This is a genomic window from Caulobacter sp. 17J80-11, from assembly GCF_014349105.1.
Lineage (GTDB): Bacteria > Pseudomonadota > Alphaproteobacteria > Caulobacterales > Caulobacteraceae > 17J80-11.
This window is the reverse complement of sequence record NZ_JACSJI010000001.1, coordinates 115,714-130,811: the sequence shown is the minus strand read 5'-3', so window position 1 is coordinate 130,811 and position 15,098 is coordinate 115,714. Positions and strand designations below refer to the sequence as shown.

The window sequence follows — 15,098 nt, the reverse complement described above, 5'->3', positions numbered from 1 at the left end:
GAATGAGCAAGACCACGCCGCCGGTGGCGATCATCATGGGCAGCCGCTCGGACTGGCCGACCATGAAGGGCGCCGCCGACATGCTCGACGCCCTGGGCGTCCGCTACGAAGCCAAGGTGGTCTCCGCCCACCGCACGCCCGAGCGCCTGTTCGACTTCGCCAAGACGGCCAAGGCCACGGGCTACAAGGTGGTGATCGCCGGCGCCGGCGGCGCGGCGCACCTGCCGGGCATGTGCGCCTCCATGACCGAACTGCCGGTGCTGGGCGTGCCGGTGCAGTCCAAGGCGCTGAGCGGGCTCGATTCGCTGCTCTCCATCGTGCAGATGCCCGGCGGCGTGCCGGTCGGCACCCTGGCCATCGGCGAGGCGGGCGCGAAGAACGCCGGCCTGCTGGCGGTGCAGATCCTGGCCCTGGCGGACGCCGGCCTCGCCCTGCGGCTGGCCGCCTGGCGCGAACGCCAGACCGAATCGGTCGCTGAAACCGTCGAGGACTGAAGTAATTGGCTGATTTCCCGCTTCCGCCGGGTTCGACCATCGGCATTCTGGGCGGCGGCCAGCTGGGCCGCATGCTGGCCATGGCCGCGGCGCGCCTCGGCTTCGACGTCGCCATCCTGGAGCCCGGCCCGGTGTCGCCGGCGGGGCGCGTGTCGTCTCTGGAGATCTGCGCCGACTATGACGACGAGGACGCGCTGGAGCAGCTGGCCGCCAGCTGCGACGTCGTCACCTTCGAGTTCGAGAACGTGCCGGCCGCCGCGCTGAAGACCCTGGCCGGCTTCGGAACCGAGGTCGCGCCCGGACCGAAGGCGCTGGCCTTCACCCAGGACCGGGTCGAGGAGAAGCGCTTCCTGGTCGCCCACGGCGTCGACACCGTCGCCTTCGAGGCGATCGATTCGGCCGAGGACATTCCCGCCGCCCTGGAGCGGCTGGGCGCGCCCGCCCTCCTGAAGACCCGCCGCGAGGGCTACGACGGCAAGGGCCAGGCCTGGGTGAAGGACGCGGGCGAAGCCGCCGCCGTCTTCGCCGCCATCGGCGCCAAGCCGGCCATCCTGGAAGCCCGCGCCGACTTCGTGCGCGAGCTGTCGGTGATCGCCGCGCGCGGCCGCGACGGCCAGGTGGCGGTCTATCCGATGGGCGAGAACCGCCATGCCGGCGGCGTGCTGCGCACCACCACCGCCCCGGCCGCGGTGCCGGACATCACCCGGGACCGGGCGATCGAGATCGCCGGCCGCATCCTCGAGGGCCTCGACTATGTCGGCGTGCTGGGCGTGGAGCTGTTCGAGCTCGCCGACGGCCGGCTGCTGGTCAACGAGATCGCGCCACGCGTGCACAACACCGGCCACTGGACCCAGGACGGCTGCCTCTGCGACCAGTTCGAGCAGCACGTCCGCGCCGTCGCCGGCTGGCCGCTGGGCCCGACCGAGGCGCGCTGCGCGGTGGAGATGGAGAACCTGCTGGGCGCCGACGCCGAGCGCTGGGCCGAGATCGCCGCCGAGCCAAACGCGGTGCTCCACCTCTACGGCAAGGGCGACGCCCGCCCGGGGCGCAAGATGGGTCACGTGAACCGGGTGAAGCCGCTGCGGTAAGCGGGACCGAAATCCTCGTCCTTCGACAAGCTCAGGATGAGGATTTCTACTTCGCGCTCAGTCGCCCTCATCCAGAGCTTGTCGAAGGACGAGGGCGTCGCGCGACCTAAGCCCGCCCGTACCGCATCCGGCCCAGCGCCTCGGCGACCTGGCGGGCGGTTTCGGACGGCTTGATGCCAGCCTTCCACTTCTCGAACTGCATGACGTTCTCGATGCGGGCGGCGACGTATTCGTCGGCCGCCTTCTCGCCGCTCTCCAGCAGCACGGCGAGCGCCGAGACCAGGATGCCCGAGAGGATGGCGCGCTTGGAGTAGTGGTTCTCGTCGGTGGCCGTGTCGCCGGCCCAGCGCCAGATCGCGTCGGCGCTCTCCCAGACCAGCTTCAGGGCCAGCGGCGTGTTCAGCGGGAAGGCCAGGAAGGCGGTCCAGCGGTGCACGGCCGCCTCCTCGGCGGCGGCGGCGCGCAGGCGCGCCTGGACACCGCGGAAGATGCGCTCGCGGATCTTCAGGCTCTTGGGGTCTACATCGGCCAGGGCGGCCATGGCCTGGGCGTCGTGACGGCGAGACAGCAGGGCGGCCAGGTCGCGCGCGCCGTGCGGAATCACCAGCTCGCGTTCGCCGCGGGTCAGGCCGCAGTCGCGCCCGGCCGCGTCGGCCAGCGAGACGTTCCAGCCCAGCCCCGGCGCCCGCGCGATGGCGGCCTCCAGGAGCTCCTGTTCCTTGCGTTCGGCCCAGCCGCTGTCTTCGATCATGGGCGCCAACATAGGCCGCCGCGCGGGCGCGAGCCACGCCTAGACTCAGGGGAGTCTTTCACGTATATCCGCCCGCCTGCACGGAAGGCCGCCTTCCGGGTTCGAGGTTCCGTTGCCCGCCATGACTGCACGGCGAGGCGGGTGATCGTAAGGAGAGACCGTGGTCCAGATTTTCGTCCGCGACAACAATGTCGACCAGGCCCTGAAGGCGCTGAAGAAGAAGATGCAGCGCGAGGGCTCGTTCCGCGAGATGAAGCGCCACGTGCACTACGAAAAGCCGTCCGAAAAGCGCGCCCGCCAGAAGGCGGAAGCCGTGCGTCGCGCCCGCAAGCTGGCCCGCAAGCGCCTGCAGCGCGAAGGCCTGCTGCCGGCCCCGAAGCCGCGTCCGGGCGGCCGTCGCTAATACGCGTGAGGTCGAGCGCGGGGTCTCCCGCCGCTCCTTGACGTAGCCGAGACAAAGAAGGCCGCCTCCTCCGGAGGCGGCCTTTTCTGCGTCTGAAACGTGGTGGCTGAAGGCGGGCGCCGGTCTGGCGCCCGCCTCGTCGTCAGCCTCGCCCGGTCATCAGGGCGAACACGCCGCGCCAGTCGAACTTGCCGCTCGACAGGGCCCCGGCCCGGAAGGCCTTGCCCCCCAGCCAGACCATCAGCGCGCCCACCGCCGCCATGCCGGCCAGCGCGATCACGACCTCGATCAGCGGCGGGTTTGAAGGCGCCCGCGCGCTCATCAGGAACGGCGCGAAGAACGGCACCATGGACATGGTCTTGATCAGCGGCAGGTCCGGGGTGCGGACGGCCATTTGCATGACGATGATCGGCACGCTCAGCACGATCATCACCGGCCCCAGCAGGGTCTGGGCGTCGCGCGGCGTCTCGCAGAACGCCCCGATGGCCGCGAAAACCATGGCGTACATCAGATAGCCGCCGACCAGGTACAGGGCGAGGTAGAAGATCAGGCCGCCGTCGAGCAGCACGGAGCCCAGGTCGTCGGCCAGGCCCGGCAGCAGCATGCGCAGCGCGTAGGCGCCCAGGCCGAACCACACGCCCAGCACCGTGGCTGTGATCATCGCCACCCCCAGCACCTTGCCGCCGAGAATCTCGGTCGTGGAGGCCGAGGACATCAGCACCTCCAGCACCCGGTTCGACTTCTCCTCCATGACGCTGTTCATCAGGATGCTGGCGCCGCTGATCACCGACGACCACAGCAGCATCCCCAGCACGAAGCCGACCACGCCCGGCAGCCGGTCGCGCAGGGAGACTTCGCCGCCGCCCGCCGACTTGGGCGAGAACACGTCCAGCTTGGGCTTCAGCTCGGCCAGCGAGGTCGCCGTGGCCGGATCCAGCCCGGCGGCGATCAGCCGGTCGCGGCGGATGACGTCGCGGAGCGCGTCGCGCACCGCGGTCTCCACCGCCTCGTCGGACACGCGTTCCGACCACAGCCGCGCCTTCAACTCGCCGTCGCGGCGCTCCAGCAGCACCACGGCCGACAGCTCGCCGCCGGTCAGGTGCGGACGCAGCGCCTTTTCAGCCGCCGCGAGGGTCGGCGCGGACGCCACCTCCGGCGGGGCGGCCACGACGCGCAGGTCGCGCTTGGGCGGCGCGTAGGCCGCGCCGGCGCGCGGCGCGACCCGCTTCAGCGCCGCCAGCCCGGCCTCCAGGCCGTCGCGGTCGACGGCCTCGCGCACGGCGTCGGCCCCCGGCTCGCCGGCCTCGCTGACCGCGGCCTCGCGCATGGCCTTGGCCTGGGCCGTCACATAGCGAGCGTCCAGCGCGGCGGTCAGGGCGGCCTGCTGGCCGCCGGCGAAGTCGACGATGGCGACGGTGCGCGTCGGCGAGGCGTTCTTGATCATGGCCGGCATCATGCCGCCCAGCAGCATCAGCGCCGGCAGGGCCAGCATCGACAGCCAGAACCCCACGGTCCGCGCGTAGGCGAAGTACTCGCGACGCGCGATCAGCAGCATGCGTTTCACGCGCGACCTCCGGTAAGAACGATGAAAGCGTCGTGCAGGGTCGGTTCCTTCATTTCGAACCGGCGCACGTCCAGGCCGCGCGCGAAGGCGGTCTTCAGCGCCTCCTGCGGGGCCGCGCCCGGGGCCAGGGTGGCCCGGTAGGTCGCCGTGCCCGCGGCGGGATCGCCCGCCGCCTCGACGGCGGCGACGCCGGGCAGGCCGGCCACCGCGTCGGTCGCCAGCGCGCCCTCCAGCTCCAGGAAGCGCGGCGCCCGCGCCCGGGCGGCCTCGACCGTACCCTCGAACACCTTCTCGCCGCGGGCCAGCAGCACCACCTGCCGGCACAGCCGCTCGGCGTGCTGCATGACGTGGGTGGAGAACAGCACCGTCGTGCCGCGATCGGCCAGGTCGCGGATCACGTCCTCCAGGCCCTGCTGGTTGACCGGGTCGAGGCCGGAGAACGGCTCGTCCAGGATCACCAGATCCGGCTCGTGGGCGATGGCCGCCATCAGCTGGACCTTCTGGGCCATGCCCTTGGACAGGGCCTTCATCGGCTTCTTCATGGAGGCGCCCAGGCCCTGGGCCTCCAGCAGCTTCTTGGCGCGCTTGCGGCCCTCGCCCAGCGGCACGCCCTTCAGGCCGGCGAAGAAGGCGATGGCGTCGACCGGCGTCATCTTCCGATAGAGGCCGCGCTCCTCAGGCAGGAAGCCGATGCGGTCGCGCACCGCGTTTCCGCCCTCGCCCCCCAGCACGGTGATCTGGCCCGCGCTCGGCGGGCTGAGCCCCAGAATCATCCGGATGGTCGAGGTCTTGCCCGCCCCGTTCGGGCCCAGGAAGCCGCAGATCGATCCGCGCGGGACTTCGAAACTCAGGTCCTTCACAGCCTCGAAGCGCCCGTAGCGCTTCGACACGCCCTCCAACTTCAACGCGACGTCCATGCCCGTTTCACCCCCCGAGCCTTCTCGTTTCGAATGAATTCGAAACAGGAGGCTCATTCCCCCGGATTCAGAGCGCGACGGCCGCCGAAACCGGCTTACACTTTCGGCTGTCGCGCTCTGGTCGAGCTTCCCTCATAACAGGGTTCGCGTCCGGCCGTCTCCCGCCCCTCGCGCTCGCCGCGCGAACCGTGTTGACGCGGCCCCCGCGGGCCGCCACGGTCGCCCCAAGTCGGGGGAAGTTTTCATGCTCAGAACGGTTCTGTCGGTTCTGGCCGGTGTCGTCGTCGGCGTCTGCCTGGCGCTGCTGCTGAGCGCGGTGGCCGACTACGTGTTCCCCTGGCCGCCGGACGTGGACCGCACCGACCCCGCGAGCCTGAAGTCCCTGGCCGGACGCCTGCCGGCCGGCGCGGCCTTCTTCACCGCGGTCGCCTGGGGCGTCGGGTCCTTCGTGGCGTCGCTGATGGGCATCAGGATGTCCCATGAGGGCGTGGCCTGGCCGGGTTGGGCCGCGGCCGGCGTGGTGCTGGTCAGCGCGCTCGTGGCCACCCACGGCGTGCCCTACCCGCTCTGGTCGGTGGTGCTGACCCTGATCGCCATCCCGGCCGCGGGCTACGGCGCCGGCTGGATGCTGCTGCGCCAACACGGTCAGCCGCACTACGAAGGCTAGCGCGGCGCTCTGGAGCGCGAAGAGAGCCGCCATGAACGGTCAGATTGGAACCTGGGTCGCGATAGGGCTTCCGATTCTCATCGGCGTCGTCACGGCTATCGTCCTGGCTCTGTACGCCGAGCGGAAGAAGCCGGACGCCTAGGCGATCACCAGCCGCTCGGGCGCGGTGGTGAAGCGCAGCTTCGCCGCGCCCTTCAGGACGGTCGGATCGAACACCGCCGCACCCTTTTCGACCGGCAGCGCCCTCGCCGAGCCGTCGGCGAACACCGCCTGGCCGCCGGCGCCGCCGTAGATGCGGACCTTCTGCAGCTTGGGCACGGCGAAGCCGATCAGACCGGCCGCCTTCTTGGCCCCGCGCGCGGCCTGGGCCACCGATGCGGCCAGGTCGGCGGCGTTCATTTCGGCCGCCGGCCGCACGTTCGGTTCGATCGACAGGGACAGCGCCAGCTTCGCGCCCTCCGGCGCGTCGATCACCACCTTGGCCGTCTTCGACTGCAGCTGGGCCAGGGTGGGCAGCCGCTCTAGCCGGCCCTTCGGCCCGAGCGGCACCGGCGTCTGGGCCGCCCTGTCCACGATCGAGACCTTCACACCGGTCGCCGGCTTGCCGTCACGGGCGAGATAGTAGGCCAAGGCGAAGCGGTCGCGCTCGGCGGCGGGCAGCTTCAGATACTGCTCGAGGTACGGAAACCCCTTGTCGATCGGGGCTTCCTCGGCCGCCGCCGGACCGGCGACGGCTAGGGCGGACAGGCCGGCCAGCAGGGCGCGACGGGACAGGCGCATGGGAGAGCTCCGGGAAAAATCGCGGTTCTCCCAAGGCCTAGCTTACTCTCCGCTGCGCTGGAAGGGCTGCGGCACGCGTCCGGCGCCCTGACGCTCGACCATCCAGCCCGGATACTCGGCCGGCAGGCGGCTGACCTCGTCCAGCCTGGACAGCTCCTCGGCCGACAGGGTCAGGTCGGCGGCGGCCAGGTTGTCGTCCAGCTGCTCGACCGTCTTCACCCCGATGATCACGCTGGTCACGAACGGCCGCGACAGCGCCCAGGCCAGGGCCACCCGCGCCACCGACGCCCCATGCCTCTCGGCGATCTCGCGCATGGCCGCCACGCAGGCCCAAGCCCGGTCGCGGTCCACCGGCGGGAAGTCGAAGGTGGCGCGCCGAGCGTTCTCGGGGTTGGGCGCGCCGGGGCCGAACTTGCCCGACAGCAGGCCGCCGGCCAGCGGCGACCAGACCATCAGGCCCAGCTGCTCCTCCTGCATCAGCGGCACGAGCTCGCGCTCCAGATCGCGGCCGGCGATGGAATAATAGGCCTGGATCGTCTCAAACCGGGCCCAGCCGCGTCGCTCGCTGACGCCCAGCGCCTTGGCGATGCGCCAGGCCTGCTGGTTGGAGACGCCGACATAGCGGACCTTGCCCTGGGCGATCAGGTCGTCGAGCGCGCGCAGGGTCTCCTCGACCGGGGTGATCAGGTCGGTGGCGTGGATCTGGTAGAGGTCGATATGGTCGGTCTGCAGCCGGCGCAGGCTGGCCTCGACCGAATCCATGATGTGCCCGCGCGAGGCGCCGCGGTCGTTGGGCCCCGGCCCCATCTCGCCAAAGACCTTGGTGGCGACGACTACGTCCTCGCGCCGCACGCCCAGGTTCTTCAGCGCCTGGCCCAGCAGCTGTTCGGAGCGCCCGAACGAATAGACGTCGGCCGTGTCGATGAAGTTGACGCCGGCGTCGAGCGCCCTGCGGACCACCGCGTCCACGCCCGACTGCTCCAGCTGGCCGATGGCCTTCCACATGCCGGCCGACTGGCCGCCGCCGAAGGTCATGGTGCCCAGGCAGATCTCGGAAACGTACAGGCCCGTGCGGCCCATCCGATTGTAGCGCATGATCCCATCCCTCCAGCGAACAGCGGTCGCCATATAGGGTGGGGCGCATCGTCGCGGGAGGGCTCAATGAGAAGCTTGAGCGCGGACGCTTCCTGACTATAGTCCGCGCCCGATCGATCACCCGCTTACGGAGACCGCCCCCATGGCCGGCCCCGCCCACGATTACCACCGCGGCGATATGGACATCTCGGAGCAGAAGTCCACCTACGCCCTGTTCACCGCCCTGGCCAAGTGGGGCTCGCTGTTCACCGCGACCGTCCTGCTGTTCCTGACCGTGTGCTTCGCGGTCGGCGCCGGCTTCATCCCCGCCGCGATCGCCGCGGGCGTGCTGCTGGTCGGCGGCTGGTGGTACCTGCGCAAGAAGCCCTTCACCGAGCACTGAGCGGGAGCGCGACCGCGCTCCCAATTCGGCGGTCTGGACGACCCGCGTTCGGCTGCCTAACGTCGCCTCACGAGTCGAGCGGGGGACGGGCGTGGGATTTGCTATCGCCGTGACCAAGGAACGGCGCGCGGGTGAAACGCGCGTCGCCGCCACGCCGGACTCGGTCAAGAAACTGATCGTTCTCGGCGCCGAGGTGCTGGTGGAGACCGGCGCCGGCCTTTCCGCATCGATTCCCGACGCGGCCTACGTCGAGGCCGGGGCGAAGATCGTCCCCGACGCCCGCGCGGCCGCGGCCGCCGCCGACCTGCTGTTGAAGGTGCGCGCGCCCGAGGCCGACGAGATCGCCGCGCTGAAGGGCGGCGCGAGCGTCGCGGCCATGCTGGACCCGTTCCGCGAGCGCGACACCGTCAAGGCCCTCGCGGCCAAGGGCGTCGCCGCCTTCGCGCTGGAGTTCGTGCCGCGCATCACCCGCGCCCAGGCCATGGACGTGCTGTCCTCGCAAGCCAACCTGGCCGGCTATCGCGCGGTGATCGAGGCGGCTTGGACCTTCGGCCGCGCCTTCCCGATGATGATGACCGCGGCCGGCACGGTCGCCGCCGCCAAGGTGTTCGTCATGGGCGCCGGCGTCGCGGGTTTGCAGGCCGTCGCCACCGCGCGCCGGCTCGGCGCCGTGGTCACCGCCACCGACGTGCGCCCCGCCGCCAAGGAACAGGTCGAGAGCCTGGGGGCCAAGTTCGTCGCGGTCGAGGACGAGGAGTTCAAGGCCGCCGAGACCTCCGGCGGCTACGCCAAGGAGATGAGCGACGCCTACAAGGCCAAGCAGGCCGAGCTGGTCGCCGCCCACATCCAGAAACAGGACGTGGTGATCACCACCGCCCTGATCCCGGGCCGCCCGGCGCCCAAGCTGGTCAGCGCCGCCCATGTCGCCTCGATGAAGCCGGGCTCGGTGATCGTCGACCTGGCGGTCGAGCAGGGCGGCAACTGCGAGCTGGCGCGCCTCGGCGAAGTGGCCGAGACCGACAACGGCGTGAAGATCGTGGGCTGGCCCAACCTGCCCGGCCGCGTGGCCGCCGACGCTTCGGCGCTCTACGCCCGCAACCTGCTGAGCTTCACCGGCCTGCTGGCCAAGGACGGCGCCCTGGCGCCCGACTTCGAAGACGAAATCCTCAAGGCCGCCTGCGTGACCCGCGGCGGCGAAATCGTTCACGCGGGGCTCAAAGGATGAGCCGCGCGCGCCCCCACACCGGCGACGCCGTCGCCGTGTCAGTCTGAAGGCTTACACTCCCATGTCCCGCGAACATCCGCACTTCCACCTCGGCTTCATCCGCGCGCAGACCCTGCGCCGGTACCTGAAGTGGGTCGCCGTCGTCGTGCTGGCCGCCACCGTGCTGAGCGCGGTCACCGACCTCGCCACCGTCGCGATCGAGACCGAGTCCCCGGACCGGCTGGGCGCCATGCTCGACAGCCTGTCGAACGCCTTCTTCATGCTCGCCATCGTGCTGTCGGCCGGCGGCGTGCTGTGGCTGCTGGTGTCGATCGACGAGCGCCTGGAGCGCCTGGTCGAGATCAACGTCGCCGCCCGAAAGGACAAGGACTGACATGGAGCACGCCGTCGACCCGACCGTCTTCCGCCTGGCCATCTTCGTGCTGGCCATCTTCGTCGGCTACTACGTGGTGTGGAGCGTCACCCCGGCGCTGCACACCCCGCTGATGGCGGTGACGAACGCCATTTCGTCGGTGATCGTGGTCGGGGCCCTGCTGGCCGCGGCGGCGACGGCGGGCCAGGCGGGCGGGACGGCGGCGTGGATCTCCAAGGGCGCCGGCGCGGTGGCGGCGGCTTTAGCCAGCGTCAACATCTTCGGCGGCTTTCTGGTCACCCAGCGCATGCTGGCCATGTACCGCAAGAAAGACGCCCGAAAATGATCACCGAGCTGGTTCTGAACGCCTTCACCTGGACGTGCTGGATCGCCGCCTTCGGCGCGGTCGGCGCCTACGCCTACAGCTTCATCAAGCACCGGCCGCACAGCCGGCTGTGGAACTCCGCGGGCCTGCTGCTGACCGGCATCGCCCTGACCCAGGTCCCGCTGTTCCTCCGCGAGGGCGCGGCCGGCCCCGGTCCGGGCGGCCTGCACGCCGGCCTGGCCATCGGGTTCCTCAGCCTGGCCGTGCTGCTGCAGGCGGTGACCGCTCTGCGCCGCCGCAAGCGCGCGACGTGAGGCGCCATGGAACGGGCGCCGTCGTCGGGCTAGGTCGCCGGCATCTCTTCCTCCGAAAGGACGACGTAACAGTGACTTCCGTGATTTCCCGCGTCTTCGTCGCCACCCTGACCGGCGCCGCCCTGGTCGCCGGCGCCGCCTCGGCCGACGCGCCGAAGCCCGGCATGCCCTACAAGGTGACGGCGTCGAAGGACACGTTCTACGCCCTGCACTGCAAGTTTCCGGCGACCAAGGTCGACGGCATCATGTCCAACAGCGTGTCGGTGAAGACCAAGGGCCCGAACGCAGGGACCATCCCGGCCCCGTCGGGCGCGCGTTGCAGCCTGACCAAGCTGGCCGGCGCCGGCCCGGTCGTCCTGACCATCACCAAGGGCGGCGCCAAGAGCGTCACCGCGGAGAACGTCGGTCAGGAAATGAAGCTGACGGTGTTCTGAGTTTAAGCCGGGCGTCGTGCAGGGCGACCTGCGCGACCCTGGGCACACATTGACGACCAGGACGAGGTTCGGGGGGACCTAGACATGAACGCCAGCATCGCCGCGCTCGCCTACCTCGTCTCGGGCGTCCTGTTCATTCTCAGCCTGCGCGGGCTCTCCAGCCCGGAGACCAGCCGCAAGGGCAACACCTACGGCATGGTCGGCATGGCCATCGCCATCGGCGTGACCCTGCTGACGCTGTGGGGCCAGGGCGCGCTGGACGCGGCCACCGCCGGCATGATCGCCGGCGGCGTGGCGGTCGGCGGGGTGATCGGGGCGGTGATCGCCCGGCGGGTGCCGATGACGGCCATGCCGCAGCTGGTCGCCGCCTTCCACTCGCTGGTCGGTCTCGCCGCCTGCCTGGTGGCCGTGGGCGCGATCTATTCGCCGGGCGCCTTCGGCATCCTGGCCGGCGACGGCGGGATCAAGCTGCAGTCGCTGGTCGAGCTGTCGCTGGGCGTGGCCATCGGGGCTATCACCTTCACCGGCTCGGTCATCGCCTTCGCCAAGCTGAACGGCAACATGAGCGGCGCGCCGATCCTGCTGCCGGCCCGCCACCTGCTGAACCTGGCGCTCGGCGCGGCCCTGACCGCGCTGGTCGTCCTGCTGGTCATGAGCCACGGCCAGGCGGTCTGGGCCTTTTGGGCGATCTTCGGCCTGGCGCTGGTGCTGGGGATCACCCTGATCATCCCGATCGGCGGCGCCGACATGCCGGTCGTGGTGTCCATGCTGAACAGCTATTCCGGCTGGGCGGCGGCGGCGCTGGGCTTCACGCTGGAGAACATCGCCCTGATCATCACCGGGGCCCTGGTCGGCTCCTCGGGCGCCATCCTCAGCTACATCATGTGCAAGGGGATGAACCGGTCCTTCGTGTCGGTGATCCTGGGCGGCTTCGGCGCGGACAGCGGCGCGGCCGCCGCCGGCGGCAAGGTCGAGACCCGGCCGGTGAAGCACGGCTCGGCCGACGACGCCGCCTTCATCATGAAGAACGCGTCCAAGGTGATCATCGTCCCCGGCTACGGCATGGCCGTCGCCCAGGCCCAGCACGCGCTGCGCGAAATGGCCGACGAGCTGAAGGAAGAAGGCGTGGAGGTGAAGTACGCCATCCACCCCGTCGCCGGCCGCATGCCCGGCCACATGAACGTGCTGTTGGCCGAGGCCAACGTGCCCTACGACGAGGTGTTCGAGCTGGAGGATATCAACTCCGAGTTCGCCACCGCCGACGTCGCCTTCGTCATCGGCGCCAACGACGTGACCAACCCGGCCGCCAAGACCGATCCGTCCTCGCCGATCTTCGGCATGCCGATCCTGGACGTAGAGAAGGCCCGCACCGTGCTGTTCGTGAAGCGCGGCATGGGCTCGGGCTACGCCGGCGTGGAGAACGAGCTGTTCTTCCGCGACAACACCATGATGCTGTTCGGCGACGCCAAGAAGATGGTCGAGGGCATCCTCAAGGGGCTGTGACGTGGGGCTCGCCGGCAAGATCGTGATCTGGACCGCCACGACCCTCGCCGGCCTCTACCTGCTGCTGCTAGCCGGCGGCTACGTCTTCCAGCGCTCGCTCATGTATTCGCCCGATCCGGTCGAGCGCGCGCCCGCGGTCGACGGCGTGCCGATCCAGGTGGTGCATGTCGACACCGCTGACGGCGAGCGGCTGGTCGCTTGGTACCTGCCGCCCAAGGACGGGCGGCCGGTGATCCTGTTCTTCGACGGCAACGGCGGAAGCCTGAGCATCCAGAAGGGCCGCTGGCGGCGCATCGCCAAGGCCGGGGTCGGTTTCCTGGCCCCCGCCTATCGCGGCTATTCCGGCTCGACAGGCCGGCCCAGCGAGGCGGGCCTGCACGAGGACGCGCGGGCCGCCTACGACTGGCTGGCGAAACGCTACGCCCCCGACCAGATCGTGGTTCACGGCTTCTCCCTGGGCAGCGGCGTGGCGGTGAAGCTCGTCACGGAGCGGCCCGTTCGCGCGCTGGTGCTGGAAGCGCCCTACACCGCAGCGGTCGACGTCGCCGCCGACCGGGCGCCGTTCGTGCCGGTGCGCCTCTTGATGCGCGACCAGCTGCGCTCGCGCGACTGGATCGGCCAGGTCCGCGTGCCTGTGCTGGTCGTGCACGGCGACCGGGACAGCGTCATCGACTTCCGCTACGGCGAGCGGCTCTACGCCCTCGCCCGCCAGCCGAAGCGCTTCGAGCGCATGCACGGCAGCGATCATTCGACCCTGGTCCGCGACGGCATCTACGACCGGATCTGGAGCTTCCTGGGTGTCACGCCGGCCGATCAGGAAAAGCGCGCGGCCGCCTGACGGCTGTGCAGCCGATCGCGCCGCCGGGCGTTTAAGCTGGGCAGCAGTTCGCCGGGACCGGATGCGCCCACGCACGCCCAGGATCAGCCTCGCCCTCGGCGCGCTCTTGGCGGCGGTGCTGGCCGCCTTCGCCCTGCCCGCCGCCGCGGCGCCGGCCGGCGACGAGCTTGAGGCCGATGTCCAGGCCGCCGAGCAGGACGTGGTCGCCTGCTTCCGCAGCTACGGCCTGGAGCCGCCCTGGGACCGGCTGGTCGACGAGGTCACGGTCTTCCCGAGCCCGGACGAGGCCCGCCGCGTGCTGGCGCGACGCCACCACATCCCGGTCGAAGAGATTCCACCCACCTTCTCCGGCACGGTGGAGGGGCGGACTCTCTATGTGATCAGCCGCGACGCCTACGAGCGGCTGTGGCGCAGCCTCTATCCGGCCGCGCCCTGGAGCGAAGCGACCTATCGCCAACTGATCGCCCACGAACTGACCCACAAGGCGCACGAGAACTGGGCGCGCGCCCGGTTCGGCACCATCGACGCCATGGGACCGGCCTGGTTCTACGAGGGCTTCGCCGTCGCCTGCGCCGGCCAGTTCCCGGACCAGGGCCCGCTCATGTCGCCCCAGGCGCTGCAGGCCGAGATCGGCGGCGGCCGCACGCCTGCCGGCTCCTACCCGGAGTACGGGCGCATCGTCCGCGCGCTGGCGGCCGCCTACGGCATGGAGGCCGTGCTGGACGAGGCCGCCCGGCCGGGCTTCCCGGATCAGCTGTGGACCCGCGCGCGCCGCTAGGCCCTGGCCGACAACATGTCGCAGTTTTGGAAAACAACGACCTGATCATTTCAGGCATACGCGCGCGCGGCGGGGCGCCAAACGCCGGCACTCCCTGAAAGATCCGAGACTGAGACAACTCGCCGCCTGTGAGCGACCGGCGTTATCGGCGACATTCACCTCATCAACTGACCGAAATAGTCAGCAACAGACTGAGACGACCACCGGTCCTCTCGGCGAGTCGTGTCCCGGAGTTGAGCGTATTTATGACGTCGCGTGTCAAAGCCTGCGATAATTCCAAGCAGAACATGGTGAGCGCCAGCGCGCTGTTCGGCGCCGGCGTGGTGCTCCTCGCGGGCTCCCTGACCGCCGCCGTCGCGGCCGGCCCGGCGGAGGCCAAGCCGCTGAGCCAGCCCTACTATTCCTACAGCACCAAGTCGTACGCCCAGCCGGTCACCGCTGCCGCGAACGCGCAGGCCCAGGCTCAGGCCCGGACCTACGCCGCGCCGGCCAAGGCCCTGGGCGACCGGGTGGCGCGCGCCGCCAACCAGGCCTACACCCCCGCGCCGGCCTCGACCACGCAGTACGCGAGCGCCGCGCGCTCCGCGCCGACCTACGCCAAGCCGGAAGCGACCTCGACGCCGTACACCGACGCCTGGAACAGGGCCCAGGAAGCGGCGAAGGCCACCGGCGACAAGCTGGCCCCGACCATGGTGTTCTTCTCGTCGCCGATGCGCGGCTTCGCGATGAACTCGCTGTTCGGCATGCGCACCCTGGGCAAGCGCACCCGCCCCCACGAAGGGGTGGACTTCGCCGCCCCGATGGGCTCGCCGGTGGCGTGCGCCGCGCAAGGCCGCGTGCTGCGCACCGGCAACAGCTCCAGCTACGGCCGCTTCGTCGAAGTGGAGCACGCCAACGGCGTGACCTCGTTCTACGCCCACCTCAGCGCAATCAGCGTGCAGCAAGGCGCCGCGCTCGGCGCCGGCGACACCCTGGGCAAGGTCGGCACGACCGGCCACTCGACCGGCCCGCACCTGCACTTCGAGATCCGCCGCAACGGCCAGCAGGTCGACCCGACCGGCTTCCTCGGCCGCCAGTTCCCGAGCCAGCCGGTGCAGTCTTCCGGCGCCTTCCTCTACAGGATCGTGCACAACGACGGCGGCGGCGCCGCGCCGACCAACATCCACGGCGTCGTGGCCGCCGAGTAAG

19 protein-coding genes and 1 pseudogene are annotated in these 15,098 nt (G+C 70.6%); 15 read left to right on the top strand and 5 right to left on the bottom strand.

The genetic code is table 11. The features are described 5' to 3' along the window. The first annotated feature begins 2 nt into the window (after window positions 1–2). From purE to H8B08_RS18985, 3 genes and pseudogenes are all read left to right on the top strand, one after another. On the top strand, window positions 3–494 hold the full coding sequence (purE, locus tag H8B08_RS00670) for a 5-(carboxyamino)imidazole ribonucleotide mutase (protein WP_187448306.1): 492 nt from the start codon (window positions 3–5) through the stop codon (window positions 492–494). Between the two features lie 5 nt (window positions 495–499). Then, window positions 500–1,582, top strand: a complete 1,083-nt coding sequence (locus tag H8B08_RS00665) for a 5-(carboxyamino)imidazole ribonucleotide synthase (RefSeq protein WP_187448305.1) — start codon at window positions 500–502, stop codon at window positions 1,580–1,582. An 11-nt stretch (window positions 1,583–1,593) separates the two neighbouring features. Continuing rightward, window positions 1,594–1,680, top strand: a pseudogene (locus H8B08_RS18985) (hypothetical protein); the annotation flags it as partial. An 8-nt stretch (window positions 1,681–1,688) separates the two neighbouring features. On the opposite strand, the gene H8B08_RS00660 reads toward H8B08_RS18985, so the two are convergent. Further along, window positions 1,689–2,333, bottom strand: coding sequence for a COQ9 family protein (locus H8B08_RS00660; RefSeq protein WP_187448304.1), 645 nt, complete (start codon window positions 2,331–2,333; stop codon window positions 1,689–1,691). A gap of 160 nt (window positions 2,334–2,493) precedes the next feature. Between H8B08_RS00660 and rpsU the strand changes: the two genes are divergently transcribed. Then, a complete protein-coding gene (gene rpsU, locus H8B08_RS00655; protein ID WP_163261867.1) occupies window positions 2,494–2,736 on the top strand; it encodes a 30S ribosomal protein S21 in 243 nt (80 codons plus the stop codon). Window positions 2,737–2,878: 142 nt separating this feature from the next. On the opposite strand, the gene H8B08_RS00650 is transcribed toward rpsU, so the two are convergent. After that, window positions 2,879–4,291 carry an ABC transporter permease gene (locus H8B08_RS00650; RefSeq protein ID WP_222934258.1) on the bottom strand — a complete coding sequence of 471 codons (1,413 nt, stop codon included), beginning with the start codon at window positions 4,289–4,291 and terminating at the stop codon, window positions 2,879–2,881. Window positions 4,292–4,296: 5 nt separating this feature from the next. Continuing rightward, a complete protein-coding gene (locus H8B08_RS00645) occupies window positions 4,297–5,217 on the bottom strand; it encodes an ABC transporter ATP-binding protein (protein WP_187448302.1) in 921 nt (306 codons plus the stop codon). A 244-nt stretch (window positions 5,218–5,461) separates the two neighbouring features. Here H8B08_RS00645 and H8B08_RS00640 point away from each other — a divergent pair, with 244 nt between their 5' ends. Then, complete coding sequence (locus H8B08_RS00640; protein ID WP_187448301.1) at window positions 5,462–5,884, top strand: hypothetical protein; 423 nt, start codon at window positions 5,462–5,464, stop codon at window positions 5,882–5,884. A 138-nt stretch (window positions 5,885–6,022) separates the two neighbouring features. On the opposite strand, the gene H8B08_RS00635 is transcribed toward H8B08_RS00640, so the two are convergent. Beyond that, complete coding sequence (locus H8B08_RS00635; RefSeq protein WP_187448300.1) at window positions 6,023–6,664, bottom strand: DUF2987 domain-containing protein; 642 nt, start codon at window positions 6,662–6,664, stop codon at window positions 6,023–6,025. A gap of 42 nt (window positions 6,665–6,706) precedes the next feature. Then, entirely contained in the window at window positions 6,707–7,759 is a 1,053-nt protein-coding gene (locus tag H8B08_RS00630) for an aldo/keto reductase (RefSeq protein WP_187448299.1), read from the bottom strand. A gap of 142 nt (window positions 7,760–7,901) precedes the next feature. On the opposite strand from H8B08_RS00630, the gene H8B08_RS00625 reads away from it, so the two are divergent. The 10 genes from H8B08_RS00625 to H8B08_RS00580 all read left to right on the top strand — a co-directional run bounded on the left by H8B08_RS00625 (window position 7,902) and on the right by H8B08_RS00580 (window position 15,097). Further along, on the top strand, window positions 7,902–8,141 hold the full coding sequence (locus H8B08_RS00625; protein ID WP_187448298.1) for an aa3-type cytochrome c oxidase subunit IV: 240 nt from the start codon (window positions 7,902–7,904) through the stop codon (window positions 8,139–8,141). A gap of 91 nt (window positions 8,142–8,232) precedes the next feature. Then, complete coding sequence (locus H8B08_RS00620; RefSeq protein WP_187448297.1) at window positions 8,233–9,366, top strand: Re/Si-specific NAD(P)(+) transhydrogenase subunit alpha; 1,134 nt, start codon at window positions 8,233–8,235, stop codon at window positions 9,364–9,366. 61 nt (window positions 9,367–9,427) lie between these two features. Beyond that, window positions 9,428–9,739, top strand: coding sequence for a hypothetical protein (locus H8B08_RS00615; protein ID WP_187448296.1), 312 nt, complete (start codon window positions 9,428–9,430; stop codon window positions 9,737–9,739). 1 nt (window position 9,740) lies between these two features. Further along, window positions 9,741–10,064, top strand: coding sequence for a proton-translocating transhydrogenase family protein (locus tag H8B08_RS00610; RefSeq protein WP_187448295.1), 324 nt, complete (start codon window positions 9,741–9,743; stop codon window positions 10,062–10,064). Further along, entirely contained in the window at window positions 10,061–10,357 is a 297-nt protein-coding gene (locus tag H8B08_RS00605) for a hypothetical protein (RefSeq protein WP_187448294.1), read from the top strand. Before H8B08_RS00610 ends, H8B08_RS00605 begins: the two co-directional genes overlap by 4 nt. A gap of 80 nt (window positions 10,358–10,437) precedes the next feature. Further along, window positions 10,438–10,791 carry a hypothetical protein gene (locus H8B08_RS00600; protein WP_187448293.1) on the top strand — a complete coding sequence of 118 codons (354 nt, stop codon included), beginning with the start codon at window positions 10,438–10,440 and terminating at the stop codon, window positions 10,789–10,791. 84 nt (window positions 10,792–10,875) lie between these two features. Continuing rightward, the gene (locus H8B08_RS00595) at window positions 10,876–12,294 is read left to right on the top strand and encodes an NAD(P)(+) transhydrogenase (Re/Si-specific) subunit beta (protein WP_187448292.1); all 1,419 of its coding nucleotides are present in this window, start codon (window positions 10,876–10,878) and stop codon (window positions 12,292–12,294) included. 1 nt (window position 12,295) lies between these two features. Then, window positions 12,296–13,132, top strand: a complete 837-nt coding sequence (locus tag H8B08_RS00590) for an alpha/beta hydrolase (RefSeq protein ID WP_187448291.1) — start codon at window positions 12,296–12,298, stop codon at window positions 13,130–13,132. 61 nt (window positions 13,133–13,193) lie between these two features. Then, entirely contained in the window at window positions 13,194–13,910 is a 717-nt protein-coding gene (locus H8B08_RS00585) for a hypothetical protein (protein ID WP_187448290.1), read from the top strand. 245 nt (window positions 13,911–14,155) lie between these two features. Next, window positions 14,156–15,097, top strand: a complete 942-nt coding sequence (locus tag H8B08_RS00580) for a M23 family metallopeptidase (RefSeq protein ID WP_187448289.1) — start codon at window positions 14,156–14,158, stop codon at window positions 15,095–15,097. Window position 15,098 lies beyond the last annotated feature (1 nt).